This is a genomic window from Saccharopolyspora sp. NPDC049357 (assembly GCF_040677225.1).
In the GTDB taxonomy this organism is placed as follows: domain Bacteria; phylum Actinomycetota; class Actinomycetes; order Mycobacteriales; family Pseudonocardiaceae; genus Saccharopolyspora.
The window spans coordinates 1-21329 of the sequence record NZ_JBFAQJ010000007.1 but is presented as its reverse complement, the minus strand read 5'-3'; the positions used below and the strand labels follow the sequence as shown (position 1 = coordinate 21329).

Sequence of the window (21329 nt, the reverse complement as noted above, 5' to 3'; positions counted from 1 at the left end):
TCGAGCGGGTTTCAGTGGGCGGTGTAGCCACCGTCGATGACGAGCTCGGTTCCGGTGGTGAACGAGGATTCGTCGGAAGCCAGGTACAGCACGCCGTAGGCGATCTCCTCGGGCTCGCCCTGGCGGGAGAGGGGGTTGCCCGCGACGAGCTGGCGGTAGTACTCCTCGGGGCCGAGCGGACTCCGCTCGGCGGACGAGCGGCTCATCCGGGTGCGCATCGAGCCGGGGTGGATCGAGTTCACCCGGATTCCGCGCGGCCCATAGGTGACGGCGTCGGCCTTGGACAGCAACCGGACGGCCCCCTTGGACGCGTGGTAGAGCGGGACGTTGGAGCCTCCGGTGAGGCCGTGGATCGACGAGAAGTTGATGATGCTGCCGCGTCCGTTCCGGATCATGTGCGGCACGACGTGCTTGGTCATCAACCACGTTCCCTTGACGTTGATGCCGAAGACCGCGTCGAACTCGTCCTCGGTGGACTCGTGCGACGGCGCGGGCCTGCCGAGGACCCCGGCGGCGTTGACCAGGACGTCCGGGCTGCCGAGCGCGGCGGCGACTTCGGCGACGACTCGTTCGACCTCGTCGGCGTTGGTGAGGTCGAGCTGCCAGTCGCTGACCGAGCCGGATTCCCACTGCTGCGCCGGTGGCGTCAGGTCGAGGTTGGCCACCGTGGCGCCGTGCGCGGCGAGCATGCGCACGACTGCCGCGCCGAGGTCGCCGCTGCCGCCGGTCACGATCGCGACCTTGCCCGCGACCCGGCGCGCGGGTTCTGTTGGCGAGTTCATTCGATGTGCTCCCGTTGTGTGCTGTGGTCGGTTCTCGCCGTCAGGGCCGACGGCTGTGGGTGAGGCTCAGGGCTTCGGCGACGACGGACTTCGGGTTGGTGCGCGCGATCGGCCAGCCCGTGTACCCCTCGGCCAGCAGCGTGCGCCCGGCCGCTGAACCGGTGATCTGGTCGAGCTCGGCGAGCTGGCGGTGGCGATCGAAGTCACCGCTGTCCGGAGCGAGGTGCAGCATCGAGGTCATCCACCAGGAGAAGTGCTGGGCTCGCCAGACCCGCTGCGCCGCGGTGCGGCCGTAGCTGTCCAGCAGGTCGGTGTCCCCGTCGTCGAAGAACCGCTCCAGCGCCTGCGCCAGGACCACGGCGTCCGAGATCGCCAGGTTGAGCCCCTTGGCCCCGGTCGGCGGCACCGTGTGCGCGGCGTCGCCGGCGAGGAAGAGGCGTCCGTGCTGCATCGGATCGCAGACGTAGCTGCGCATGGGGATGACGCTGCGCTGGAAGATGCGCCCCTCGTTGAGCGAGAAGCCGTTTCCGGCCACCCTGGACTGGAGCTCGTCCCAGATCCGGTTGTCGCTCCAGGCACCGGCGTCCTCTTCCGGATCGCACTGGAAGTACATCCGCTGCACGGTCGGAGTCCGCGAACTGATCAGCGCGAACCCGCGCTCGGAGTGGGCGTAGATCAGCTCTTTCGAACTCGGCGGGGCTTCGGCCAGGATCCCGAACCATCCGTGCCGGTAATCGCGGAAGTGGTCGGTCCGCCGGTTGTCCGGGATGGACCACTTGGTGGTTCCCTGCGCACCGTCGCAGCCCGCGAGGACATCGCAGCGCAGCTCGGTGGGACGGCCATCGGCGTCGGTGAAGTGGACGACCGGCTCGGTGCCGGTCAGTTCGTGCAGCGACACATCCGAGGCGCCGAAGCGGACGTCGCCGTCGTCGGCCAGCCGGGCGGTGATCAGGTCCTTGAGGACCTCGTGCTGCGGGTAGAGGTGGACGGACCTGCCCACCGTCGACGGGAAGTCCACGCGGTGCGACTGGCCACCGAAGCGGATCTCGATGCCGTCGTGGCGCGAACCCGTGTCCAGCAACCGGTCACCGATGCCGGTGGACACCATCACGTCGACGGTTCCCTGTTCCAGGATGCCCGCCCGGATGGTGGCTTCGATGTCCTCCCGCGCGCGGGTCTCGATCACCACGGATTCGATCCCCGCCAGCGAGAGCAGGTGCGAGAGCATCAGCCCGGCCGGACCGGCACCGACGATGCCGACCTGAGTTCGGGCGTGCGTGCGTTGTGCGGTCATGTTGTCCCGTTCTGCTTCAGGAGAGCTCGCACTGCACCGGAGTTGGTGCGGCGAGGCGGATTTCGACCGTCCGCTCTGAGCAAGAGCGTGCGGTGCGGGAGCGCCGGTGCGCAGCACCGGTGCCATTCAGCGGGAAGGTTTCGGTCCGCGGGTGCGGATCGTCTCCTCGGAAGGAAGCAGCGCACCGAGAGCGCGGGAGATCCCACGGGCAGTCGCCAGCAGCACCGGTGCGTGCGCCCGGGGGTTCGGGTCGCTCGCGGGGATGACGATGGACAGCGCGGCGACGACCTCGTCGTGGTCGTCGCGGATGGGGGCGGCGAGTCCCGTGGCACCCTGTGTGATCATCTGCCGGGCCACCACGAAACCCTCCTGCCGCACCTGCGCCAGCACCCGCCGGAGCTCGGCGGGATCGGTGACGGTCTGATCGGTGTAGCGCGGCAGGGACTGCGCCAGCACTTCCTCCTGCAGCTCGCGCGGGCTGAACGCGAGCAGCACCAGCCCGGCCGAGGTGGCGTGGATGGGCAGCCGCCCGGCGATCCGCGCGACGTTGGCGACCGCCTCGCCCCGGGCGGACAGGCGCTCCAGGTACAGCACGTCGGTGCCTTCCAGGATGCCGATCTGGGTGTGCTGCCGGACCACGGCCTGCAGGTCCTCCATGAAGGGCATGGCGACCTGGCGCAGGTCCTGCGCCCGGGAGGACCGGGAGGCGACCTCCCAGAGATGGTGGCCCATCCGCACCCGCCCGTCCTCGCCGCGGTCGAGGGCACCGAGCTCGACCAGCTCGGTGACCAGCCGGTGCGCAGTGGTGACGGGCAGGTCCGTGCGCCGCGCGATCTCCGAGACCGTCAGCGTCGGCGAACCCGCGGTGAACGACCGCAGGATCCGCATCGCTCGGGTGAGGACCGACTCACCGGCCGCTGACCTGGCCATGAGCACCATCATCGGTGGACGGTCGCAGCAGCAGCAGCGCAGGCACCCGGCTCACGCGAGTTCCCCGGCGAGCCGGCCCAGCATGGGGATCCACTCCCGGACGGTCACCTCGGCCACCAGACCGTGGCGCCGGAACGGGTCGTCCTCGGTGCACGCGACGGCCTCGTCCCGCGAGCTCGCGCTGATCAACAGCAACGCGCCTGGGGCGTCCTCCGGCCCGAACGGTCCCGAGCACATGTTGATGCCCCTGCCACCGAGCTCGGACAAGAACACCTTGTGGACCGGGCGATGCAGGTCCCGTCCTGCGCTGTCGTCGGTGTAGCGGTAGGTGACGGCGTAGAGGGCCATGATGCAGTGATTCCTTCCTCGGATGACGACGGTGGGGCCGCACTTGGGCTCAGCCGTGCTTCGGTGCCTTCCCGAGATCGTCGAGCGCGACGTCGTGGGTCTCGCGGGCGCTGAGCACCGCGAGTGCCGAGACGACGGCGCAGGCGCTGGCGAACGTGGCCACAGGGATCCACCCGGTTTCGCCGCTGCCCTTGATCGCGAAGCCGACCGTCGGCGCGAAGCCGGCGAGCAGCAGTCCCACCTGGCTGGAGATCGCGAAACCCGAGTAGCGCACCCGTGCGGCGAACGTCTCGGCGAAGAACGCGGGCCAGAGCCCGTTCATGCCGGAGTAGGCCAGACCGGCGAAGGCCAAGGCGGTCACGAAGATCAGCGGCACGCTGCCGGTCGATACGGCCCAGAAGTAGACCCACACGAGAACACCGCATCCCAGTGACGAAGCGATCCACACAGGACGGCGACCCACCCGGTCGGACAGCGCTGCCGCAGCTGGGACCGCGACCACGGCCAGTGCGTTGGCCGCCACCGACACCCACAGCATCGTGGGCTTGTCGAGGCCCACATCGCGGGAGGTGGCGTAGGCGAGGCCGAAGACCATGAAGATCGTCTGCAGCATCGCGAACAGCGACGCCACCGCGATCCGGACCACGTCGCGCCACTGGGTGCGGAACAGGGCTGCGAAGGGGAGCGGTGCCAGCTCGTCGTGGGCCGCTTCCGACTCGAAGACCGGCGTCTCGTCCAGATTCCGGCGCACCGCGTAGGCGATGAGGATCATCACGATGCTCAGCAGGAACGGAACCCGCCAACCCCAGCTCAGCAACTGCTCCTCCGGCAGCGCCGCCACCGGGATGAAAACGAGGTTGGCCAGCACGATCCCGGCCATCGTTCCCGACATGGTGAAGCTGGTGAAGAACCCGCGACGCCCTTCCGGGGAGTGCTCCAGCGTCAGCGTGCTCGCACCGGCCGCCTCCCCACCGGCGGAGAAGCCCTGCCCGAGCCGGACCAGCACGAGCAGGACAGGGGCCAGCAGGCCCGCCTGCTCGTAGGTCGGCAGCAGTCCCACCGCCAGGCTCGACGTCCCCATCAGCAACAGGGTGAAGATCATGATCTTCTTGCGGCCCACCCGGTCCCCGAAGTGCCCGAGCACCACGCCCCCGAGGGGGCGCGCCACGTAGCCCGCGCCGAAGGTGGCCAGCGCCGCGATCGTGCCGACCGCCGGATCGCCCGACGGGAAGAACAGCACCGGGAACACCAGTGCCGCCGCGGATCCGTAGATGAAGAAGTCGTAGTACTCGAGCATGCTGCCGAGAAACGCCGCGAGCGCCGCCTTGCGGCCGTCCCGCATTCCGCTCTTGCTCCCGGCCCGCCACCTCGTCGTGGTCAGGGTCATCGGTCCCTCCGGATGTCGCACCAACAGTTCGCCACACCGCGCGCTGTGCGGGATGAGTCTGCGATCCAGGTGCGCGGGCCGACACACGCATACCGCTGAATGGGAAAGATCTTCGAGCGCCACGTCTGGTGCGTGGTCCGCTGGCTCGTTGTCACCGGAACAGCAGGCCGCGACGACGTGGGCCTCACACCCCGAGGCCGTTTGATCGTCTCGGACGCCGCCCTGGCACTTTTCCGTCAGGGAGATCTCGGGCGCTGCGATATCGAGGAGTACGACCCCGACGTCCACCACGATCAGGGCCTGTGACCGGCTCATGGTGAGGAGAGGTTTTTCAGTGTCGGAGGAGAAGGGCCGCATCTTCCACGAGGCGTGGATTGTCGGGGTGAATGCGCATCACCCCGGTGAGCCGAAGCCCGGCTACGTCGCGCCGTGGGAAGACACGCCCGACTGGGAACGCGCGAGCGCGGCGGCGGTGTATCAGCAGGTGCAGGACTTCATCGAGTCCACTGCCGACAGCGCTTCTAAGCTCACCCGCGAGCAAAAGGGCAGGTTCGTGGCGCTGTGCTGGACCGGCCAGATCTACAAGCGCTTCGCCGACCCCAAGCCCGCTTGTATCGCTGACTGGGCGGACATGCCCGAATGGCAACGCGAAACCGATTCCGACACCTTCGAGCACACCGAAAATGAGGTCACGCCCCACATCGGGTGAATTGCGTTCCGGATCGCCCCCGCTCAACGGGCTGCTGACCTGGCCGCGACCAAAACGATGCCCCGTTCGTTGCAACCCCTGCTATCTCCGTGCCACCGCACTCTGGGGGTTTGTGCCCTGTCCGGGGCGAGGAACGGAAGCCGCGCTCATCGCGGCAGCATGGCATCAGGCGAGGTGGTTGTGGTGTGTGCGGTGGCTTTGTAGCGGATGGGTCGGGTGCTGTCGTCGCGTTCGGCTTGGCCGTCGTTGGCCATGCGGCGGAGGAGTTCGGAGGTGGCGTTGCGTTCGATGGTGTCGGAGGTTCCTTGCTTGGTGAGGTTGGTGATCTGGGTGACTGTCATCCAGGTCCGTGGTTTGGCCAGCAGGACCTGGCTGATGCGGTCCCTCCGGCTCGGTAGGGTCTGGTCCTGGGCGGTGTCGGTCGGCTCGGGTTCGGCCGCCGGTGCTGCGTTGGTTTTTGCCGCGGTGGCTGGGGTTTCGGCTGGGGATGGCGTGCTGTGCGGTGGTGTGTGGTGGCTCGGGTTGGTGGTTTCTTCGCGCCACTGGTCGATGACCGTGCGTTTGAACTGGTTGTTGACCGGTACTGGCAGTCCTTTTTCCTCGGCCCACTGGCGTAGTTGGGTGCGTTCCTGTGGGGACAGGTCGCTGCCTCGTTTGCCGCGTGGGCGGGTGGTTCGCCGGGGTGTGGTGGTGTGTTGTGGGAGGTCGGGCATGGAGGCTTCGATGCGCCCGGCGTCGAGGTAGGGCCGTAGGAGTTGCAGGAGTTTGCGGTATTCGTCGGCGGCGAGATCGATTTCCACGCGCATCTGGTCGATGTTGATCTCGTGGGTTTCGACGTCGTGTTCGGTTCCGCTGATGTCGCAGTATCGGATCTGGCGGGTGCCCATGGATCAGCGTGCCTTGCTCTTTTGGCGTGCGGGTTTGCCGGTTTTCGAGGTGCTGCGCGAGTTCTTGGTGGTGGTGCGGGTGGTGGCTTTGCGCAGGGCGGCGAGGCTTTGCCCGGCCAGTGCCTTGGAGGCGACGGAGTCGCCGATCTGGCGGGGGGTCATGCGGCCGCGTCCGGTGGGGGAGAGGTAGGTCTGCCCGTCTTGGCCGGTGCGGTATTCCAGTTGGGAGGCGACGCGGTGGAAGCGGGTGCGGCCACGCTGCCGGGTGCCTTCCCATTTCTCCACCTTGACGGCCAGTTCGCAGCACGTGCAGGTCAGCCGGCGGATGAACAGGCCGTCGGAGTCGATCTCGGAGAAGTGGATCCCGGCCTGTCGGATGGTCGGGAACAGGTGACGGCCGCGTTCGCGGCAGGCCAGCACCTCGTCGGTGACGCGGTCGACGTAGAGGTCGACGTCCTCGTCGGAGGCCTTGATGTAGCCGGTTTCCTGGTGTTGTTCACCTTGTGTCGACAGTACCTTCGGTAACTCGGTCACCTTGTCTGCCACCGCATGCTCCGTCCGTTTCTCGGTGTCCTGGTGATGCCCCACAGCCGTGTGGTTGGACCGCGGACTCCGGGCCGCTTAGGTGTTGTGGAATCACATTAGCGATTCCAACATTGATCATCCACGGGTGCGACCCATCGTTGCAAGCTAGTCCGCGAGCCGAGGTTCTAGTGACACGCTTCCCTGCTCAGGTGCCTGGTCTCGTGCAGCGAGGTTCGGCAGTTGCATCGAAATCAATGTTCTCCTGGCCGCACTAGTCTCGCGACTAACCGCATGCGACCCGTGGAGGCGGTGGGCGATGGGACGGTGGTGGCAGGATCCGCTGAGGCGGTACGGCAAGCCGGTGCAGCAGGCATTTTTGGCCGTGGACTGACTGATGCCCAGCTGTTCGGTCAAGTTCCGTTTATCGATCTAGGCGTTCACAGCAGGGGTGGGCCGGGCCTTGTCCGACGAGCAAGATTCCGGCCCACCGCGCGAACAGCTTCGCTGTCTGGCCGCGGTCTAGATCACTGGGCGGCGGCTTCGGGCGCTACTGGTGTCGAGCGGTGCGAGGCGGTGGGCGTTGTCGAAGAGTGCTCGTTCGGCTAGTCGGGTTGCGGTGAGGGCGGCGATGGTGGTGGCGGCGAGCAGCATGTACATGACGATGATCTGGTAGCGGATCGCAATCATCGGGTCGACTCCGGCGAGGATGAGGCCTGTCATGGCGCCAGGAAGGCTGATGAGTCCGACGACTTTGGTGGAGTCGAGGGTGGGCAGCAGTGCGGTGCGCAGGGCGGAGCGTTGGAATGGGAGGAACGCTTCGCGGCTGGAGAGTCCTAGTGCCAGGCGGGCTTCGATGGCCGGGCGGTCGGACTGCGCCTGTTGGCGTACGCGGTGCAGTGACACCGCGGTGGCTTGCATGGCGGTGGCGACGATCATGCCGCCGATGGGGACCAGCACGCGGGGTTGCGGGGAGATCGCTCCGAGCGCGACCAGTGAGCCCAGGGTGATGGCGGTGCCGGTGGCGATCGCGATGGTGGCGGTGGTTCGTGCCTGTGGCAGTGCGCGGCCTCGGTAGCCGGCGACTTGACCCCCGAGCACGACCATGAACGCCACCCAGCCGAGTGCGCCGGGGAGTCCGGCGTGCTGGAACAGCAGCACCAGCACGGCGCCCACGGCTGCGAGTTGGAGTCCGGCCCGGCCGGCGGCGATCACGAGCTCCTTGGTGAGGTGCAGGCGCTGTTGGCGTGCGATGAGCGCGATCAGGGCGACCAGCAGCAGCGAGGCGGCGACGGCGCCCCAGCTGGGCACGGTGAGCTCGGTCATGATCCGCTTCCCGGAATCCGGTCCTGGATGGCGGCGACATTCCCGCTGTCGTGGACGAACACGTCATCGGCGAGGTCCTCGACGAGCCGGTGGTCGTGGCTGACCATGACGGCACTGCCGCCGTCGGCGATGAAGCGTCGGACGGTCGTTGCGATCGCGTCGGCGCTGGTGTGGTCGAGGGCGGAGGTGGGCTCGTCGAGCAGGAGAGCTTCGGGTCGCAGGGCGAGTCCTCTGGCCAGGCAGAGACGTTGCGCTTCGCCGCCGGAGAGCCCTTGGGTGCTGCGGTGCAGGAAGATCTCGGGTGGCAGGGCTGCCTGGAGCAACAGCTCGGCGGCTTCGGCCTCGTTGAGCAGCGGGTTTGCGACTCGGAGTTCGTCGAGCACGGTGTCGGTCAGCAGCGTGGGCCGTTGGGCGATGAACTGCACGCGGCGTCGCAACGCCAGCACGTCGAGCTGGTCGAGGCGAGTGCCGCGGAAGGTGAGATGGCCGTCGTCGGGGTCTTCGAAGCGGGTCAGCAGGCGCAGCAGGGTGGTCTTCCCGCTACCGCTGGGGCCGAGCAGTGCCGTGCAGCGGTGTTCATCTATCCGCAGGGACACATCGTTGATCACCGTGGTGCCGTGGCGGTGCACGGTGACCGCGGAGAGGCTGAACAGCTCTGGTTGTCCCATGAAGTGGTCGTGCCTTCCCGTGCCTTGTTGTAACCGTGGTTGCAATGTAACCGCGGTTCATGACGTTGGACAGTGCCGGGGGCTCGCCGGGGGAGTGGGTGCTGCTGTCGTACCGCATGCCGCGGGAACCCTCCACGCCGCGGATCGCGGTGTGGCGCAAGCTCAAGCGCTTGGGCGTGGCACAGCTCGCCGATGGTGTCGTCGGCTCGCACGCGGGAGCACCTGGAGTGGCTCGCTGACGAGGTCATCGACGCCGGTGGGACGGCGGGCATCTGGACGGCTCGGCCCGCGACTTCGGCGCAGGAGCGGGAGCTGGCCGGCAGCATGGGCGGAGGCACGTGCCGCACTTGGTTTCTCCGCAGCGCTCGGACGAAGCGTCAGGCCATCGGAGTCAGCAACCCGGGCGCTATCAGCAGGACCACGCCCCCACCGATCAACACGGCACCGAGGGCGGAGCTGACGATCTCCGCGCGGGGGAGGACCTTCTCCATCGCGATCACCGCGGCGAGAACGGCCATCCACAGCAGGTTCATCGCACCGACGGCGAGCAGGACGATCATCAGCGCCCAGCAGCAGCCGAGGCAGTACGCGCCGTGGTGCACGCCGACCCGCAGCGCCCCCAGCCTGCTGCGGACCACCGTGTCGCCGTGCTTGACCACGAGTGCCAGCGGTGATCGGCAGCGGACCAAGCACCAGCGCTTCAACGGGCTGAATTCGTACGCTCCGGCCACCAGGAGGACGACCGCCCCGACCCGCACCGACGTCGCGCTGTAGTCGATCGCGTCGAATCCGCGCAGGATCGCCCACGCGGCAACGCCCGCGGCGGTCCAGATGAGCAGGTACCCGAGGGTCAGGGGCGGCAGGACTCCGCGTTTCCGCCGCGCTCGCACCAGCCTGGACACCCCGATCGTGAACGGTGTGATCGCCGGCAACATCATCGCGGCCATCATCACGACCCAGACGCCGAGGAACAGGGCGAAGGGCGCCGGCCCGCCCGACATCTCAGCTGGTTCCATGCCGGTGAGCAGGCCCATCCGCATCTCGGGCATGCCGAGGACTGCGCTGAGCAGCCAGGAAATCCCGGCCAGCGCCAGCAGGACCGCAGCTAGCGTCACCTCCACCCGGGACCAGGATCGCAGCGACGGGATGCCGCGCGCCTGCGCAGTGCGGGTCATCCTGCGTCCGGTCCGGTCCAGTCGAAGGGGATGTACTTGCTGGAGTAGCCAGAGCGGTCCCAGTTGAAGCCGAACGCGTCGGCCCGGTCGGCGGTGGCCTTGCCCCAGACGGCCGCTCCGTGCCCTGGCCCGACTTCCGAGCCCGGCAGGTTGTGCACCTGCACGCGGGCGCCTTCGGGGCTGGCGGGGCCGGTCAGCGCTTCGACGGTCGCCTCTGCCTTGCCTGGGATGCGGACGCTCCAGGTGGCCAGGTCATCGGCGATGGAGGCTTCGATCGGGCTGTACTCCACGCCGACGATCTCGGGGCCGAAGAGCTCGCCGAACTGCTTCGGCCAGCCCCCTGCCTCTCCGCCGAAGATCTTCTGCAGTGCGGCGCGTTGCGATTCGTCCGCTCGCTCGTCGAGGAAGAGGGCGGCACGGGCGTCGCTGTGCTCACCGCTCCACACGTTGCCGACGAACGAGGCGAGCATCGCGACGTTGAGACCGTCCAGGGCAGTGTCTCCGTAGTTGCCCTCGCGGATGTGCCACAGCAGAACGCCGTTGCAGTCGCCGTAGGTCGGCGGCTGCGCGAAGGAGCACGGGCACGGAATCGCACACTTGCACGCGTCGAACCAGCCCCCGGCGAGGTGCCACTGCGGAGTGCTCGGAGTGGTCATGTCGACCTCCACACCATCGCGGACACAGACCTCACAATCCAGTGTCGGCGCGCTTCGCGGCAGGAAACACGGTCGAAAGACCCGATGCATCTGCATCCTGCGGTGCCCCGGAGGAGGGTCCGCGACGTCGCGACGATGGGGACGGTGGCCGGGAGTGCGTCCAGGAGTCGGCCGACGACCGCGCCCACCTGGGCAAGGCCATCTACCTCGCGAAGAGCACCGGATGGCCATCGGGACCGCAGTTCCGGAAGGTTTGACGGGCTCAACGTGCCCGGGTGTGGGGGGCGTGGCGCTGCGGAACCCAACGCTTCCCGCACCCACCCGCGCCGGGACTAGGACGCGACCGGTTCGGCTAGCGGGACAGGTTCGGGGGAGCGCCACGGCCGCAGCCACGCCAGGTCCTGGCGGTCAACCGTTCGACCACAATGGACGCATTTATCACCGGGATTGGTTTCGTGGCCGCATTCCCGGTGGATCAGCGTCATCGGCTCAGCGGGTTCGGCTGGTTCGGTGTACCGCTGCCCCCACGCTGCGAGTGCGTGCATGACCGGAAGCAGATCCGCACCCGCGGCGGTGAGCCGGTATTCGTGGCGGGTGCGGCCGCCGTCCCGGTAGGGGACGCGGACCAGCAGCCGGGCGTCGACGAGGCGGGACAGCCTGGTCGAGAGCACGTTGTCGGCGATTCCGAGATCCGCTCGGAACTCGTCGAAGCGCTTCATGCCCACCGTGGCGTTGCGCAGGATCAGCAGTGCCCACTTCTCGCCGAGGACGTCGATCGCGCGCCCGATGGGGCAGGGCACGTCAGCCCACTCTGTCCGTTTGGTGCTCATCGCGCACATCCTCCACTGGCTTGCAATTAGAAAGTCTGCGTCCTACCGTACCCGCATGCCCTCTGACGTTCACAACGCAAGTCAGCTCGTGGCGGATCCGCCGAAATCCGGTATCAAGGTCTTCGCGGCGGGCGCGCTGGCGCTGGCGGCGTTGTACGTGGGCAACAACCTACCTAGCGCGCTGTACGGCGTCTTCCGGGAGGACTTCGGCTTCTCCCCGCTGACTCAAACTCTGTTGTACGCCACTGCGGTCGCGGTGATCCTGCCCGGCCTGCTGGTGTTCGGTCCGTTGTCCGATGTCGTCGGCAGGCGGTTGCCGATGGTGCTGGGGCTCCTGGTTTTCGCCGCCGGGGACGCGTTGTTCGTCGTCGCTGACGATGTTGGGTGGTTGTTCGCCGCGCGGGTCGCGCAGGGGCTCGGGATGGGCACGGCCACCGCTGCCGCCCAGGCAACGCTCAGCGACAGCGTCGGCGGCTTCGTCCGGGATCCTGTCCAGGCACAGCGGCTGGCGGCCGCCGTGGCGACAGCGTGCATCACGTTCGGGCTGGCGCTCGGCCCGCTGCTCGGCGGGGTTCTGGGTGCGTATGGGCCGGCGCCGCGGCAGCTCGCGTTCATCGTGCACCTGGGTCTGGTCGTCCTGGCGGCAGCACTGGCGTTGCGTGCGCCAGGTCGAGCTCAGGCGGAGGGAGGGCGATGGCACCCGGCACGCATCGCGATTCCGCCTGTGGTGCGTCGGACGTTCACGATCGCTGCTTCTTCATCGTTCCTGGCATGGGCGGTGCTCGGGATGTTCTCCGCGGTGCTGCCTTCGCTGGTCGGTGACCTGCTGGGCACGCGAAACCTCGCGCTCACGGCCAGCGCGCTGACCTTGATGATCGGCACCTCCGGTGTGGTTCAGCTCGTGGCTCGCCGTCTCGCTCCGCTCGCCGCTCAGGCATGGGGACTGGGCGCTCTCACGTTGGGGCTCGCGTTGCTCGTGGCCGCAGGCAGCGCCGGGAGTGAACTGCTGACCGTGCTCGCCATGTTGAGCACCGGCGCCGGGCATGGCCTGGTCTACTCGGGCGCGTTGCACGAGATCATGGTGGCGACCCCCTCCGCGGATCGCGGCTCGGTCGTCGGCGCCTACTTCATCGTGAGCTACACCGGCCTGGGTGGACCCGTCGTCGGCGTCGGCCTGCTCGCCGTGAGCCTCGGCTTGGAGTCCGCGACGCGGGTGGTGGCCTTGGTGATCATGGCTCTGTGCGTCGTTCTCATTCCTTCGGTATTGAACGAAATCCGGCGCCGTGCTCGTTCTGCGGTGACGGAGTCATGGGTCTGAGATCGGTCGGAACGGAGCCGGTTGAGGCGTTGGAAGGCAATGGCACCACGGGGTAGCGGTGAATCCCTGGCGGCTCAATAGTCGCGCAGCGGCGCTGAGGATCCGGTGCCGAGTGCCGCCTGAGTCGCACACGGATCCAGAGTCTCTGGCTCCTCGCAGTGTTGCGGGACCGGAACGACGCTGACTATAGTTCACTATAGTCAGTGATCAGTCTGACTCTCTGTGTTCGCATAGGCAGCGCCGTTGGAGCCAAGGAGATCGGTGTGTCCGATGAGGATGGTCTTGACCTCGGGGATCTGATGAGCATCCTGGCTGAGGATCTCCAGGTGGTCATCGCGCGGACGCTGGCTGACCGATCTCCCGAACCGGCAAGGCTCTTCGGTGCCCGCGTGGCGGCGACCGACCGGCGCGTCGCCGCGGAGGCGAGGCTGCCCGAAGACCGGCACGAAACGCTCGGTGCAACGGTGGGATGTCTGATACTGACCGAATGGCTCGCCGGGGCGCGCGTTCACGACGACCTGGACCTCGCTGGGGTGCTGGGCTCCGTCCACGCGGATCTCGGTCCGGACTGCGCTGACCTCGCCCGCGATGCCACCGCTCTGCTGGACGGCCCAGCGCCGCCCCCGGACGAGGATCTGCTGGTCGCGTTGATCTGGCTCGCCGCGGCGGTGGTGCGGCACTATGGCAACGACGATGTCGCCTGGTTGTGCGGAAGCCCCGTTGACTCCTGCTGACTCCCGGTGATTGCCCGTGACAAGGACGGATTTGTCGACGCGCCAACGGGTTCCAGCCACGCGGGTCAGAACGGGCAACGAGGTGAGGGGTGGGCGCGGAGCAGCGGTGGAAGGCCTGCGCTGCTGGAATGGCGTCCGGCGGGTACGAACGTTGATCGTCCGACCCCAAGCAGCGTGAACCCGGACCACGGTGCTGGTGCCGATACCCCCTGGTCCCCGGCGTGTGACCGGAGCCCTTCTCAGCGGCGTCACTGGAAGTTCTTCAACACCTCCTGGGCTTGTTGGACTCCGGTCTGCATGTCGTTGAAGTCCATGGCCGGCGCGAGTTCGATGTGGGCTCCGACGGCTTCGAAGAAGGGTTCGGCGATCGCTGGCAGTCGTGAGGCGTCCTGCATGTCGAACACGAAATACGCAGTTCGCTTGCCGTTCGACGGGCTGAAGAACGCCGCCTCCGGCTTCAACTCGTCTCGGGCCCATTGCATGACTTTCTGCAACGTGCCGTCGCGGAATGCCTGGTTGCCCTTCTCCGTGTCGATTGAGACCTTCAAGAGCATTCGCATGCTTGTGCCCCCATCGCCGCACCGGTCCGGTGCGCGGCGCACCGATTCCGCACCGGGCAGCGCTGCCACCACGGTGTCGAACGGCGCGCTTGCTCGCCAGTCGATCAGCGCCCCGCGTCGGGTGGCCCAGCAGTCAGGATTCAGCCGACATGAACCGTGGCCAGCCGATCGGCCAGGCGAGCTGCATCCTTGGCTGCAGTGCGTGTTGACGTTTTTGAGGTCCGTGGGCCGGTGGCCCCTTGGTGATGTGCGATGGTGGCGCCGCAGCGGGACGCCCGGCGCGGCGCCACCGGGTGGCTACCCCGTGACGCCGGGAGCGCCGTTCTCGACGCGGCCGGTCACGCGGCGGCGGAAGGACGGATCCTGCGCGGTGGTGACCTCGACGTCGTACCAGCCCTGGTCCGTCGGCCAGTCGAGGCCGGCCACCCCACCGGCGGGGACCCGGACGTCCTCGCTCTCGTCCGGCGCGTAACCCAGTGCTCGCGCCCGCAGCACGACGTCCTCGGTTCCGGCGTTGCGGAACTCCAGACGCAGCTCGCGGGTGCGTCCGTTCGGCACGCTGCGCACGTCCACGCCCGCTGCGCGTCCGTCGCGGGAACCGGCGAGTTCGAACCAGAAGCGGTTCGGCCCCTGGACGGCGAGCTGGTAGTCGTCGCCGGCCTTCACCGTCGCCACGTGTTCGTCGCGCACGTCGACGTGCAGCGGCTCCTTGAACTCACCGGTGTACGGGTAGACCGCGAAGTGCGCGGAAGCGGTGCCCCGGTTGGCCAGCCGCAGCGTCAGATCCCCTTGTGGTGTGAGGGTTCCCGAGACCTCCGGCTGGTACGGCAGCGCCCGCGCGGGACGCCTTCCCTGTTCCTGCATCGGCAGCTGCTGGTCCTGCGGTGCTTCCGGGCGCCAGCGTTCGACCGGGGCGGGCACCGGGCCCGGCTGGGTCAGCGCCGGCGGGCTTCCGGCCTGCTGGAAGTCGAACACCGAGACCAGGTCGCCGCACACGGTCCGGCGCCACTGGCTGATGTTCGGCTCGGCGACGCCGGTCCAGCGTTCCAGCAGCCGCAGCACCGAGGTGTGGTCGAAGGTCTCCGAGTTGATGTGACCGCCGACCGTCCACGGCGAGACGACCGTCATCGGCACTCGCGGGCCGAGACCGATCGGCTGACCGTCGAACCAGTCATCGCTGTCGCCGGAATCCGGTCTCGGGGGCACCGGCGGGGCGACGTGGTCGAAGAACCCGTCGTTCTCGTCGAAGTTCAGCAACAGCACCGTGCGTGACCAGACATCGGGGTGTGAAGCGATCGCGTCCAGCACGTCGTAGATCAGGTTCGCGCTTCCCACCGGGGTGGAACTGCCCGGGTGCTCGGAGTCCACAGCGGATGGGACGAGCCAGGACACCTTCGGCAGCCGCCCGGCGGAGATGTCCGCGCGCAGTCGGCTGACGAGGCTTTCCGGTTCGCTGCGGTGCATCGCGCGGTCGAACAGGCTTCGCTCCGCGTCGCTGAGCGAAGCGCGCCCCGCATCCAGCTGCGAGAGCAGCCGCTGCCGTTCCTCGTCGGGTTTGTCGAACAGCGCGGTGTAGAACTCCTCCGTGGTCCGCCAGTCTCCGTCCACTGGAGACAGAACCTTGTCGCCGATTGTCTTGAACGGCGTGAAGTACTCGACGGAGTTGTCGGTGAAGTTGTCCCACTCCTGGTAGATCTGCCAGGAAACGCCCGCCGACTCCAGACGCTCTGGGTAGGTCGTCCAGTCGTAGCCGGGGTGAGCGTAGTCGTAGGCCGCGTTGGTGACGGCGCGGTTCTTCGTCCCCGGCTCGTAGCCGGTCGTGCCCGTCCACAGGTAGTTGCGGTTCGGGTTGGTCGAACCGAACACCGAGCAGTGGTAGGCGTCGCACAGGGTGAAGGTGTCGGCCAGTTCGTACTGCAGCGGGATGTCCCGTCGCTCGTAGTACGTCATCGTCGCCGGGGTCTTGGCGGCGATCCAGTCGTCGTTCCAGCCGCGTGCCCATGCCCGGCCCGATCCGTCCCAGCTGTGGTCGAGATCGCCCAGGTACTGGATGTCGGAGGCAGGCCGGTTCTGCTGCTCGGCGGCCTGCCGCAGCGAGAAGGGCAGCACGGTGCCACCGGGCGCGGGCTGTTCTAACACCGACGTGCCGCCGGGCAGTCGCAGGGGCAGGCGGTCGCCGTAGCCGCGAACACCGCGCAGCGAGCCGAAGTAGTGGTCGAAGGAGCGGTTCTCCTGCATCAGCACGATCACGTGCTCGACAGCGTCGAGGCCACCGGTGGGCATCGGATTGGCCATGGCCCGGTGCAGTGACGGGGGCAGGAGTGATGCGGCAGCGGCGCTACCGAGGGCGCCGGCGAGCACGCGGCGTCGGGAAACTTCAGGCATGGCAGGGGACGATAGGCAGTTCGCCTCACATGTGGAGGTTGCGTTCGTGGCCCTCAGATGAACTGGCGGCGCCGAAATGGTTCCGGATTTCGATGAAGGCTTCGGCGCCGTCCATTAGGCAGCTGATCATCAACCGGATGACCTCGGTCTGTGCCGCGAACCACTGCACGCCTTCGGGCTCGTGCTATCGACGGTTGCCTGTCCATCTCCGAGGTGACCAAATGGCCGAGGTCGTGTGGCAGCGGCCACTCAGCAACTGGAACCCTTTTCGGCGCTCGCCGCATCATCCCCGACCAGGGTGGGAGGGTCGGTGAAGCTTCGCGATCGACTGTGCAGTGAGCGCGGTTTCTGGCGTGACACAGGGCCCCGGAGAAGGCTTGTCGTCAGAGGGGCGACAGGCGAGGCAGTTGGGTTCGGCTCTCTGAGGATGTGTGAGCGGGTCAGCGGGGGAAAGGGCCGTCGACCGGACCGGGACTCTGCTGGCCCGGTCGACACCCCCGATTGAATCAACGAAGCACTGCGTGTTCACAGGCCTTGATGCCCGCGGCCGCCACTGGACAGCTTTGTCAGAGAGTGGTGCGGAAGGGGCCGGTGACTTCGTAGGTGATGCCGCCGCTGCTGGAACCGCTGGTGCCGCGTTGGGAGGAGAAGTACATGCGGTTGCCTGCTGGGTTGAAGGCCACGCCGCACAGTTCGGAGGCTGATTGCCCGGTGACGTGCAGGAATGGGGCGATGATGTCGTCGGGGGTGATGATGCAGATCTCCATGTTGCCGCCGTCTTCGGCGACGTAGAGGTCGCCGACGGTGGCGCCGGTGATGTTGTCGACGCCGGTCAGCGGCGGGTTGCTGGTGAGGTTGTCGTCGTAGGCGATGTGCAGTTGGTTGGTGGCCGCGTCGTAGGCCCACACGCGGTTGTCGCCCTTGGTGGTGAAGTAGCAGATGTTGTTGCGGTAGAAGGCTCCTTCGCCGCCGTTGAAGAGCTTGGCGCCGGCGACCTGGTCACGGGTGGGGGTGGGGCTGCCGTCGGGGTCGGGAACGGTCACCCAGGACAGGGTGGTGCCGTTTTCGACCAGGACCTGCAGGGTTCCGCCGGCCGCAAGGTCGCCCCAGGTGGTGGGGATGAACCGGTAGAAGCAGCCGTCGGTGGTGTCCTCGGTCTGGTAGATCACCTTGCGGTCGGGGTCGCAGGCGGCGGCTTCGTGCTTGAACCGGCCCATGGCGTCCCGTCGGACGGCGGCTTTGGTGCCCCAGGGGTCGGTTTCCCAGGTGTATCCGAAGTCGGTCTCCTCGCACGACAACCAGGTGTTCCACGGGGTCGGGCCACCGGCGCAGTTGCGGGTGGTGCCCGACAGGATGCGGTAGGCGCTGGTGGTGTTGCCGTTGGCGTCGAAGCGGATGGCGCTGACGCCCCCTGCGCCGGTGCTCATCTCGGAGTTGGAGACGTAGATCCACCCGTTGCCGTCGGCGAAGCAGGCGCCGCCATCCGGGGCGCTGTGCCAGGTGTAGCCGGTGCCGGCCACGGTTTGGGTGGAGCGGGCGATCACGCGGCTGGAAAAGCCCGCCGGCAGCTGGATGCCGTTGGCGTCAGCGGCCTGCAGGGTTCCGTAGGGGCTGGGGCCGGTCTTGGCCGGGTAGGCGATGGATTCGCGGGTGACGCTGAATCCCAGCGTCACCACGGTGCCACCGACCACGGCGGCGCGGAGGAAATCCCGACGTTCCAAGGCGTTCTCCTTCAGTCAGAAGCCGGAACAGGTTGTGCCGCAGCAAAAACGACGCGGCAATCGGGAATCTATGGCGCGTACGGTGTCCGATGAGTGCCCGCATCATGAACACTTCCAGGACGGTGGGTGATCGCAGACGTCAGCGCCGAACTGGAGTTCTTCCTTCCGGGGCGGGCGTCAAGATACGGCCCATTGCCGCCCGTTGCCCATGGGTCGTTTGGTTCAGGAAACGGAAAGTGGAGATCATCGATTCGGTTTTCCCGCATGGGCGGGAACGGATGTCGCCCCGCAGAGCCCACTCAGCGATGCGAGGGAGACAACGACGGAGGACAAGAAAAGGACGATGCCGGGCACCGTCGCTGGACTGGACGGCGGGTCGTCACTGCGATGGCTGACCCCGGAGGCGATCTACTGTGTCGACGCGTCTGAACATCGCCACCACCGCTCTCTACGTTGCCGACCTCGAGCTCGGGGGCGCTGGCCAGTGCTCGGGTCGAACCGGCCGCTCGGTAGCGCCGCCGCGCCGACAGGTGGCTGTGGCCGGCAACGGATCCGGCCGGGTCACTTGAAGGTGGCGATGTTGCGTGCCGTCCACTCGGCGAAGGTGCGGGGCGGGCGTCCGAGGATCCGCTCGACGTCGAGGCTGAGCTGCTGCTCAACGGCTTTCGGCCTGCCGAGGATGTCCAGGGTGGCCTCTGCTACCGGCTCGGGCATGAACTGCAGTAGTTGTGTCCGGGCCTCCTCGCGGGTCTGCTCGGTGAAACGCACCGGCTCGCCCAGGGCGTCGGCGATCACCATCGCCTGCTGCCGGGGTGAGATCGGCGTGGGCCCGGTCAACACGTAAGCGTTGCCGCTGTGGCCGTCTTGCCGCATCGCCGCGGCGGCAACCTCGGCGATGTCGGTCGGGTCGATGGTGGGGAGCGCAACATCGCCGAACGGCGCTGCGATCGACCTTCGGCTGCGGACCGCCTCGGCCCACATGAGGGTGTTGGAGTGAAAACCGCCTGGCCGCAACAGTGTCCACTCCAGCCCTGACCGCCGGACGACGTCTTCCAGGGCCGAGGGGTGACGTCCCGTGGCGACGCCCTGGGAGGACAGCAAGACGACTCGCCGAACGCCGGCGGCTTGCACGGTTTCGAGGACGTCGCCCAGGTTGCCGCCGGCCGCCACGAATTCGTCGGGGGCCAGCAGGAACAGCGCCTCAGCCCCGTCGAGCGCAGGTTTGAGGCTCTCCGGCTCGAGCAGGTCGGCCTGCTGATGCTCCACCCCAGGGGGAACATCCTGAGCAGAGATCCGTCGAGCAACGGCTGTCACCACCTCGCCTGCGGCGACGAGGGCGTCGACCAGGGGACGCCCCACGTTGCCCGTAGCTCCGGTCACCACGATCATGTTCACTCCCAATTTCCGATTCGTCTCTCTTCGGACCTGGTCAAGCTACTATCGTCAAGCTCGTAGGTACCTAGAAGAAAGTACTGAGAAATGGGAGGGTAAGTGTCCGAGCTCACAGATGTTGATCCGGAGCAGGCGTGCCCGATCTCGCCCGTGGTCGACATCGTGTTCAGCCGCTGGACCACCCCGATCCTGTGGGCGCTCAACGAATACGGGCGGCAGCGGTTCGTGGAACTGGAACGCCGCATCGCCACGATCACGCCTAAGGTGCTGACCCAGCGGCTACGGCAACTGGAACGTGATGGGCTCGTCGTGCGCACCTACCATCCCGAAGTCCCGCCGCGGGTGGAGTACGAGATCAGCGAACTGGGCCGCAGCCTGGCACCGCTGTTCGCGACGCTCGTCGAGTGGTCGGTCAACTTGGACAAGGTCGAGCAGGCTCGACACGATTACGACGCCCGCATGACCCTTCGCCGAACCTGATCCGGCTGGTGGCCTCGCGCTTTGTGAGGGCGTCATCAAGCCTCGTAGAACGCGAACATCGCCAGCGGCCTGTCGGCCGACGCGGCCGTCGTTACCCGGCTGCCGTTCAAGACGGTACCGGCTGGCCAGCAGCGTGCCGATCTCGCTCATTCAGAGTGCGTGCTTGACCATGCCCGAAACCCGCCTGTGGCAGCCGGTTCGGGGCATGAAGACTGGCGCCGACGCCCGCGCTGAGATGGGTGTGACCGCCATCCGCGAGCGGGCGTCGGCCCGGCCGATACTACGTAGCCCGGTCGGATTAGTGAAGATGGTCCTTAATGGCCGATCTCGCTCGGGTTCGCGGGTGGTTCGTGCGGGAGCTGGAGGCTGGGTGCGACGGTCATGCCGGTGCCTCTGCACCGCGGGCATAGCCGTTTGCGGGTGACGAACTGCGGTGCTTGCCCGGCTTCGGTGAGGACTTGCACCGCGGAGACCTCGCGCTGACCCTGGCAGTGCTCGCACTTGGGCCGTGGCCAGCAGATGCTTGGCAATGCCTCGGCTCGTGTGATGACCTGTATCCGCAGCTTTTCCAGGTGCGGGGAGCGTTCGTCGGGGTCAGCGTGGCGTCCGGCAGTCTCAGTTTCGGCCAGTGCGACCTCATAATCGCGCACCGCCTCTTCCACGTCTTCGCCGATACCACCCTGGCGCGTTTTCCGCATGCCCTCGTGCCCCTCTTCGCTCAGCCGCCCATGGACTCCGCGGTGGTGATGACCTCGGGCGGTACCGGGGAGTCGGATGCCAGCGCTTCGAAGAGGGTTTGGGACTTCTGCTTGTCCCACTTGACCACTGAGCCGCCAGCGTCGGTCTCGCCGAAGCCGCCGAAGGGCACGGTCGTGGTGATGCCGTCGCCGGAGGCGATCCCGTTCATGGCGAAGGCGAGGCTGCCCAGGTGCCACACGTGGTCGTCGCGGTTGACCAGGAACGTGCTGGAGGTGTTGAGGATCAGCGGGAACAGCCGCAGGGGGTTGAGGAACACCTCGGGGCTGGAGGCCTTTTCGGACAGCGCGCTGAGGAACTCGCGCTGCCGTTCCACGCGGTCGAGGTCACCGCGAGCGGTGGCGCGGGTGCGCACGTAGCCCAGCGCCTGCGGGCCGGTCAGGGTCTGGCAGCCCGGCTGCAGGTCCAGGTTGGCCTTGGGGTCCTGCATCGGTTCCTTCACGCACAGGTCCACGCCACCGACCGCGTC

The 21329-nt window shown here is 67.6% G+C and carries 25 protein-coding genes; 6 read left to right on the top strand and 19 right to left on the bottom strand.

Features of this window, described 5'->3' with window-relative positions; genetic code table 11:
• Positions 1-11 precede the first annotated feature (11 nt).
• The 5 genes from AB0J91_RS08105 to AB0J91_RS08085 form a co-directional block, all read right to left on the bottom strand.
• Entirely contained in the window at positions 12-782 is a 771-nt protein-coding gene (locus tag AB0J91_RS08105) for an SDR family oxidoreductase (RefSeq protein WP_363865323.1), read from the bottom strand.
• A gap of 40 nt (positions 783-822) precedes the next feature.
• Positions 823-2076 carry a 4-hydroxybenzoate 3-monooxygenase gene (locus AB0J91_RS08100; protein ID WP_363865321.1) on the bottom strand — a complete coding sequence of 418 codons (1254 nt, stop codon included), beginning with the start codon at positions 2074-2076 and terminating at the stop codon, positions 823-825.
• A 126-nt stretch (positions 2077-2202) separates the two neighbouring features.
• Positions 2203-3006 carry an IclR family transcriptional regulator gene (locus tag AB0J91_RS08095; RefSeq protein WP_363865319.1) on the bottom strand — a complete coding sequence of 268 codons (804 nt, stop codon included), beginning with the start codon at positions 3004-3006 and terminating at the stop codon, positions 2203-2205.
• Between the two features lie 51 nt (positions 3007-3057).
• The gene (locus AB0J91_RS08090) at positions 3058-3354 is read right to left on the bottom strand and encodes a YciI family protein (RefSeq protein ID WP_363865317.1); all 297 of its coding nucleotides are present in this window, start codon (positions 3352-3354) and stop codon (positions 3058-3060) included.
• 49 nt (positions 3355-3403) lie between these two features.
• Entirely contained in the window at positions 3404-4741 is a 1338-nt protein-coding gene (locus AB0J91_RS08085) for an MFS transporter (protein WP_363865315.1), read from the bottom strand.
• 99 nt (positions 4742-4840) lie between these two features.
• On the opposite strand from AB0J91_RS08085, the gene AB0J91_RS08080 reads away from it, so the two are divergent.
• Entirely contained in the window at positions 4841-5047 is a 207-nt protein-coding gene (locus tag AB0J91_RS08080; RefSeq protein WP_363865313.1) for a hypothetical protein, read from the top strand.
• A gap of 28 nt (positions 5048-5075) precedes the next feature.
• Positions 5076-5450 carry a hypothetical protein gene (locus AB0J91_RS08075; RefSeq protein WP_363865311.1) on the top strand — a complete coding sequence of 125 codons (375 nt, stop codon included), beginning with the start codon at positions 5076-5078 and terminating at the stop codon, positions 5448-5450.
• Positions 5451-5596: 146 nt separating this feature from the next.
• Here the strand turns inward: AB0J91_RS08075 and AB0J91_RS08070 are convergent, their stop codons facing one another.
• The 4 genes from AB0J91_RS08070 to AB0J91_RS08055 form a co-directional block, all read right to left on the bottom strand.
• On the bottom strand, positions 5597-6337 hold the full coding sequence (locus AB0J91_RS08070; protein ID WP_363865309.1) for a histone-like nucleoid-structuring protein Lsr2: 741 nt from the start codon (positions 6335-6337) through the stop codon (positions 5597-5599).
• Between the two features lie 3 nt (positions 6338-6340).
• Entirely contained in the window at positions 6341-6883 is a 543-nt protein-coding gene (locus AB0J91_RS08065) for a hypothetical protein (RefSeq protein ID WP_363865307.1), read from the bottom strand.
• Between the two features lie 498 nt (positions 6884-7381).
• Positions 7382-8185 carry an iron export ABC transporter permease subunit FetB gene (fetB, locus tag AB0J91_RS08060; RefSeq protein WP_363865305.1) on the bottom strand — a complete coding sequence of 268 codons (804 nt, stop codon included), beginning with the start codon at positions 8183-8185 and terminating at the stop codon, positions 7382-7384.
• Positions 8182-8853, bottom strand: coding sequence for an ABC transporter ATP-binding protein (locus AB0J91_RS08055; RefSeq protein ID WP_363865303.1), 672 nt, complete (start codon positions 8851-8853; stop codon positions 8182-8184). Before AB0J91_RS08055 ends, fetB begins: the two co-directional genes overlap by 4 nt.
• 59 nt (positions 8854-8912) lie before the next feature.
• On the opposite strand from AB0J91_RS08055, the gene AB0J91_RS08050 reads away from it, so the two are divergent.
• Positions 8913-9092: a hypothetical protein gene (locus AB0J91_RS08050; protein ID WP_363865302.1), complete on the top strand. Its 180-nt coding sequence runs from the start codon at positions 8913-8915 to the stop codon at positions 9090-9092.
• Positions 9093-9230: 138 nt separating this feature from the next.
• On the opposite strand, the gene AB0J91_RS08045 is transcribed toward AB0J91_RS08050, so the two are convergent.
• From AB0J91_RS08045 to AB0J91_RS08035, 3 genes are all read right to left on the bottom strand, one after another.
• Complete coding sequence (locus tag AB0J91_RS08045) at positions 9231-10028, bottom strand: DUF2182 domain-containing protein (protein WP_363865300.1); 798 nt, start codon at positions 10026-10028, stop codon at positions 9231-9233.
• Positions 10025-10684: a DUF1326 domain-containing protein gene (locus tag AB0J91_RS08040; protein WP_363865298.1), complete on the bottom strand. Its 660-nt coding sequence runs from the start codon at positions 10682-10684 to the stop codon at positions 10025-10027. Before AB0J91_RS08040 ends, AB0J91_RS08045 begins: the two co-directional genes overlap by 4 nt.
• Positions 10685-11016: 332 nt before the next feature.
• Positions 11017-11514 (bottom strand): helix-turn-helix domain-containing protein, encoded by a 498-nt coding sequence (locus tag AB0J91_RS08035; RefSeq protein ID WP_363865296.1) that lies wholly within the window; start codon positions 11512-11514, stop codon positions 11017-11019.
• Positions 11515-11569: 55 nt separating this feature from the next.
• On the opposite strand from AB0J91_RS08035, the gene AB0J91_RS08030 reads away from it, so the two are divergent.
• Positions 11570-12832, top strand: coding sequence for an MFS transporter (locus tag AB0J91_RS08030; protein ID WP_363865294.1), 1263 nt, complete (start codon positions 11570-11572; stop codon positions 12830-12832).
• Positions 12833-13095: 263 nt separating this feature from the next.
• The gene (locus AB0J91_RS08025) at positions 13096-13566 is read left to right on the top strand and encodes a hypothetical protein (protein WP_363865292.1); all 471 of its coding nucleotides are present in this window, start codon (positions 13096-13098) and stop codon (positions 13564-13566) included.
• A 248-nt stretch (positions 13567-13814) separates the two neighbouring features.
• Here AB0J91_RS08025 and AB0J91_RS08020 read toward each other — a convergent pair whose 3' ends face one another.
• The 5 genes from AB0J91_RS08020 to AB0J91_RS08000 form a co-directional block, all read right to left on the bottom strand.
• A complete protein-coding gene (locus AB0J91_RS08020; RefSeq protein WP_363865290.1) occupies positions 13815-14198 on the bottom strand; it encodes a hypothetical protein in 384 nt (127 codons plus the stop codon).
• Positions 14199-14423: 225 nt separating this feature from the next.
• Positions 14424-16511 carry a phosphocholine-specific phospholipase C gene (locus tag AB0J91_RS08015; RefSeq protein WP_363865289.1) on the bottom strand — a complete coding sequence of 696 codons (2088 nt, stop codon included), beginning with the start codon at positions 16509-16511 and terminating at the stop codon, positions 14424-14426.
• 25 nt (positions 16512-16536) lie between these two features.
• Positions 16537-16680, bottom strand: a complete 144-nt coding sequence (locus AB0J91_RS08010) for a hypothetical protein (protein ID WP_363865287.1) — start codon at positions 16678-16680, stop codon at positions 16537-16539.
• A 397-nt stretch (positions 16681-17077) separates the two neighbouring features.
• Positions 17078-18232: an alkaline phosphatase PhoX gene (locus AB0J91_RS08005; protein WP_363865285.1), complete on the bottom strand. Its 1155-nt coding sequence runs from the start codon at positions 18230-18232 to the stop codon at positions 17078-17080.
• A 561-nt stretch (positions 18233-18793) separates the two neighbouring features.
• Positions 18794-19621: an NAD(P)H-binding protein gene (locus AB0J91_RS08000; protein ID WP_363865283.1), complete on the bottom strand. Its 828-nt coding sequence runs from the start codon at positions 19619-19621 to the stop codon at positions 18794-18796.
• A 102-nt stretch (positions 19622-19723) separates the two neighbouring features.
• On the opposite strand from AB0J91_RS08000, the gene AB0J91_RS07995 reads away from it, so the two are divergent.
• Positions 19724-20104: a helix-turn-helix domain-containing protein gene (locus tag AB0J91_RS07995; RefSeq protein WP_363865281.1), complete on the top strand. Its 381-nt coding sequence runs from the start codon at positions 19724-19726 to the stop codon at positions 20102-20104.
• 314 nt (positions 20105-20418) lie between these two features.
• Here the strand turns inward: AB0J91_RS07995 and AB0J91_RS07990 are convergent, their stop codons facing one another.
• Entirely contained in the window at positions 20419-20802 is a 384-nt protein-coding gene (locus AB0J91_RS07990; protein ID WP_363865279.1) for a hypothetical protein, read from the bottom strand.
• Between the two features lie 20 nt (positions 20803-20822).
• A partial coding sequence (locus AB0J91_RS07985) for an LCP family protein (RefSeq protein ID WP_363865277.1) occupies positions 20823-21329 on the bottom strand: 507 nt, incomplete at its 5' end.

Coding starts and splice junctions, on each gene's coding strand:
- AB0J91_RS08035 (WP_363865296.1), bottom strand. CDS start 11,514: ATGAGCACCAAACGGACAGAGTGGGCTGACGTGCCCTGCCCCATCGGG.
- AB0J91_RS08095 (WP_363865319.1), bottom strand. CDS start 3,006: ATGGCCAGGTCAGCGGCCGGTGAGTCGGTCCTCACCCGAGCGATGCGG.
- AB0J91_RS08090 (WP_363865317.1), bottom strand. CDS start 3,354: ATGGCCCTCTACGCCGTCACCTACCGCTACACCGACGACAGCGCAGGA.
- AB0J91_RS08000 (WP_363865283.1), bottom strand. CDS start 19,621: ATGATCGTGGTGACCGGAGCTACGGGCAACGTGGGGCGTCCCCTGGTC.
- AB0J91_RS08040 (WP_363865298.1), bottom strand. CDS start 10,684: ATGACCACTCCGAGCACTCCGCAGTGGCACCTCGCCGGGGGCTGGTTC.
- AB0J91_RS08030 (WP_363865294.1), top strand. CDS start 11,570: ATGCCCTCTGACGTTCACAACGCAAGTCAGCTCGTGGCGGATCCGCCG.
- AB0J91_RS08045 (WP_363865300.1), bottom strand. CDS start 10,028: ATGACCCGCACTGCGCAGGCGCGCGGCATCCCGTCGCTGCGATCCTGG.
- AB0J91_RS08055 (WP_363865303.1), bottom strand. CDS start 8,853: ATGGGACAACCAGAGCTGTTCAGCCTCTCCGCGGTCACCGTGCACCGC.
- AB0J91_RS08100 (WP_363865321.1), bottom strand. CDS start 2,076: ATGACCGCACAACGCACGCACGCCCGAACTCAGGTCGGCATCGTCGGT.
- AB0J91_RS08070 (WP_363865309.1), bottom strand. CDS start 6,337: ATGGGCACCCGCCAGATCCGATACTGCGACATCAGCGGAACCGAACAC.
- AB0J91_RS08105 (WP_363865323.1), bottom strand. CDS start 782: ATGAACTCGCCAACAGAACCCGCGCGCCGGGTCGCGGGCAAGGTCGCG.
- fetB (WP_363865305.1), bottom strand. CDS start 8,185: ATGACCGAGCTCACCGTGCCCAGCTGGGGCGCCGTCGCCGCCTCGCTG.
- AB0J91_RS08080 (WP_363865313.1), top strand. CDS start 4,841: ATGGGAAAGATCTTCGAGCGCCACGTCTGGTGCGTGGTCCGCTGGCTC.
- AB0J91_RS08015 (WP_363865289.1), bottom strand. CDS start 16,511: ATGCCTGAAGTTTCCCGACGCCGCGTGCTCGCCGGCGCCCTCGGTAGC.
- AB0J91_RS08050 (WP_363865302.1), top strand. CDS start 8,913: ATGACGTTGGACAGTGCCGGGGGCTCGCCGGGGGAGTGGGTGCTGCTG.
- AB0J91_RS07990 (WP_363865279.1), bottom strand. CDS start 20,802: ATGCGGAAAACGCGCCAGGGTGGTATCGGCGAAGACGTGGAAGAGGCG.
- AB0J91_RS08085 (WP_363865315.1), bottom strand. CDS start 4,741: ATGACCCTGACCACGACGAGGTGGCGGGCCGGGAGCAAGAGCGGAATG.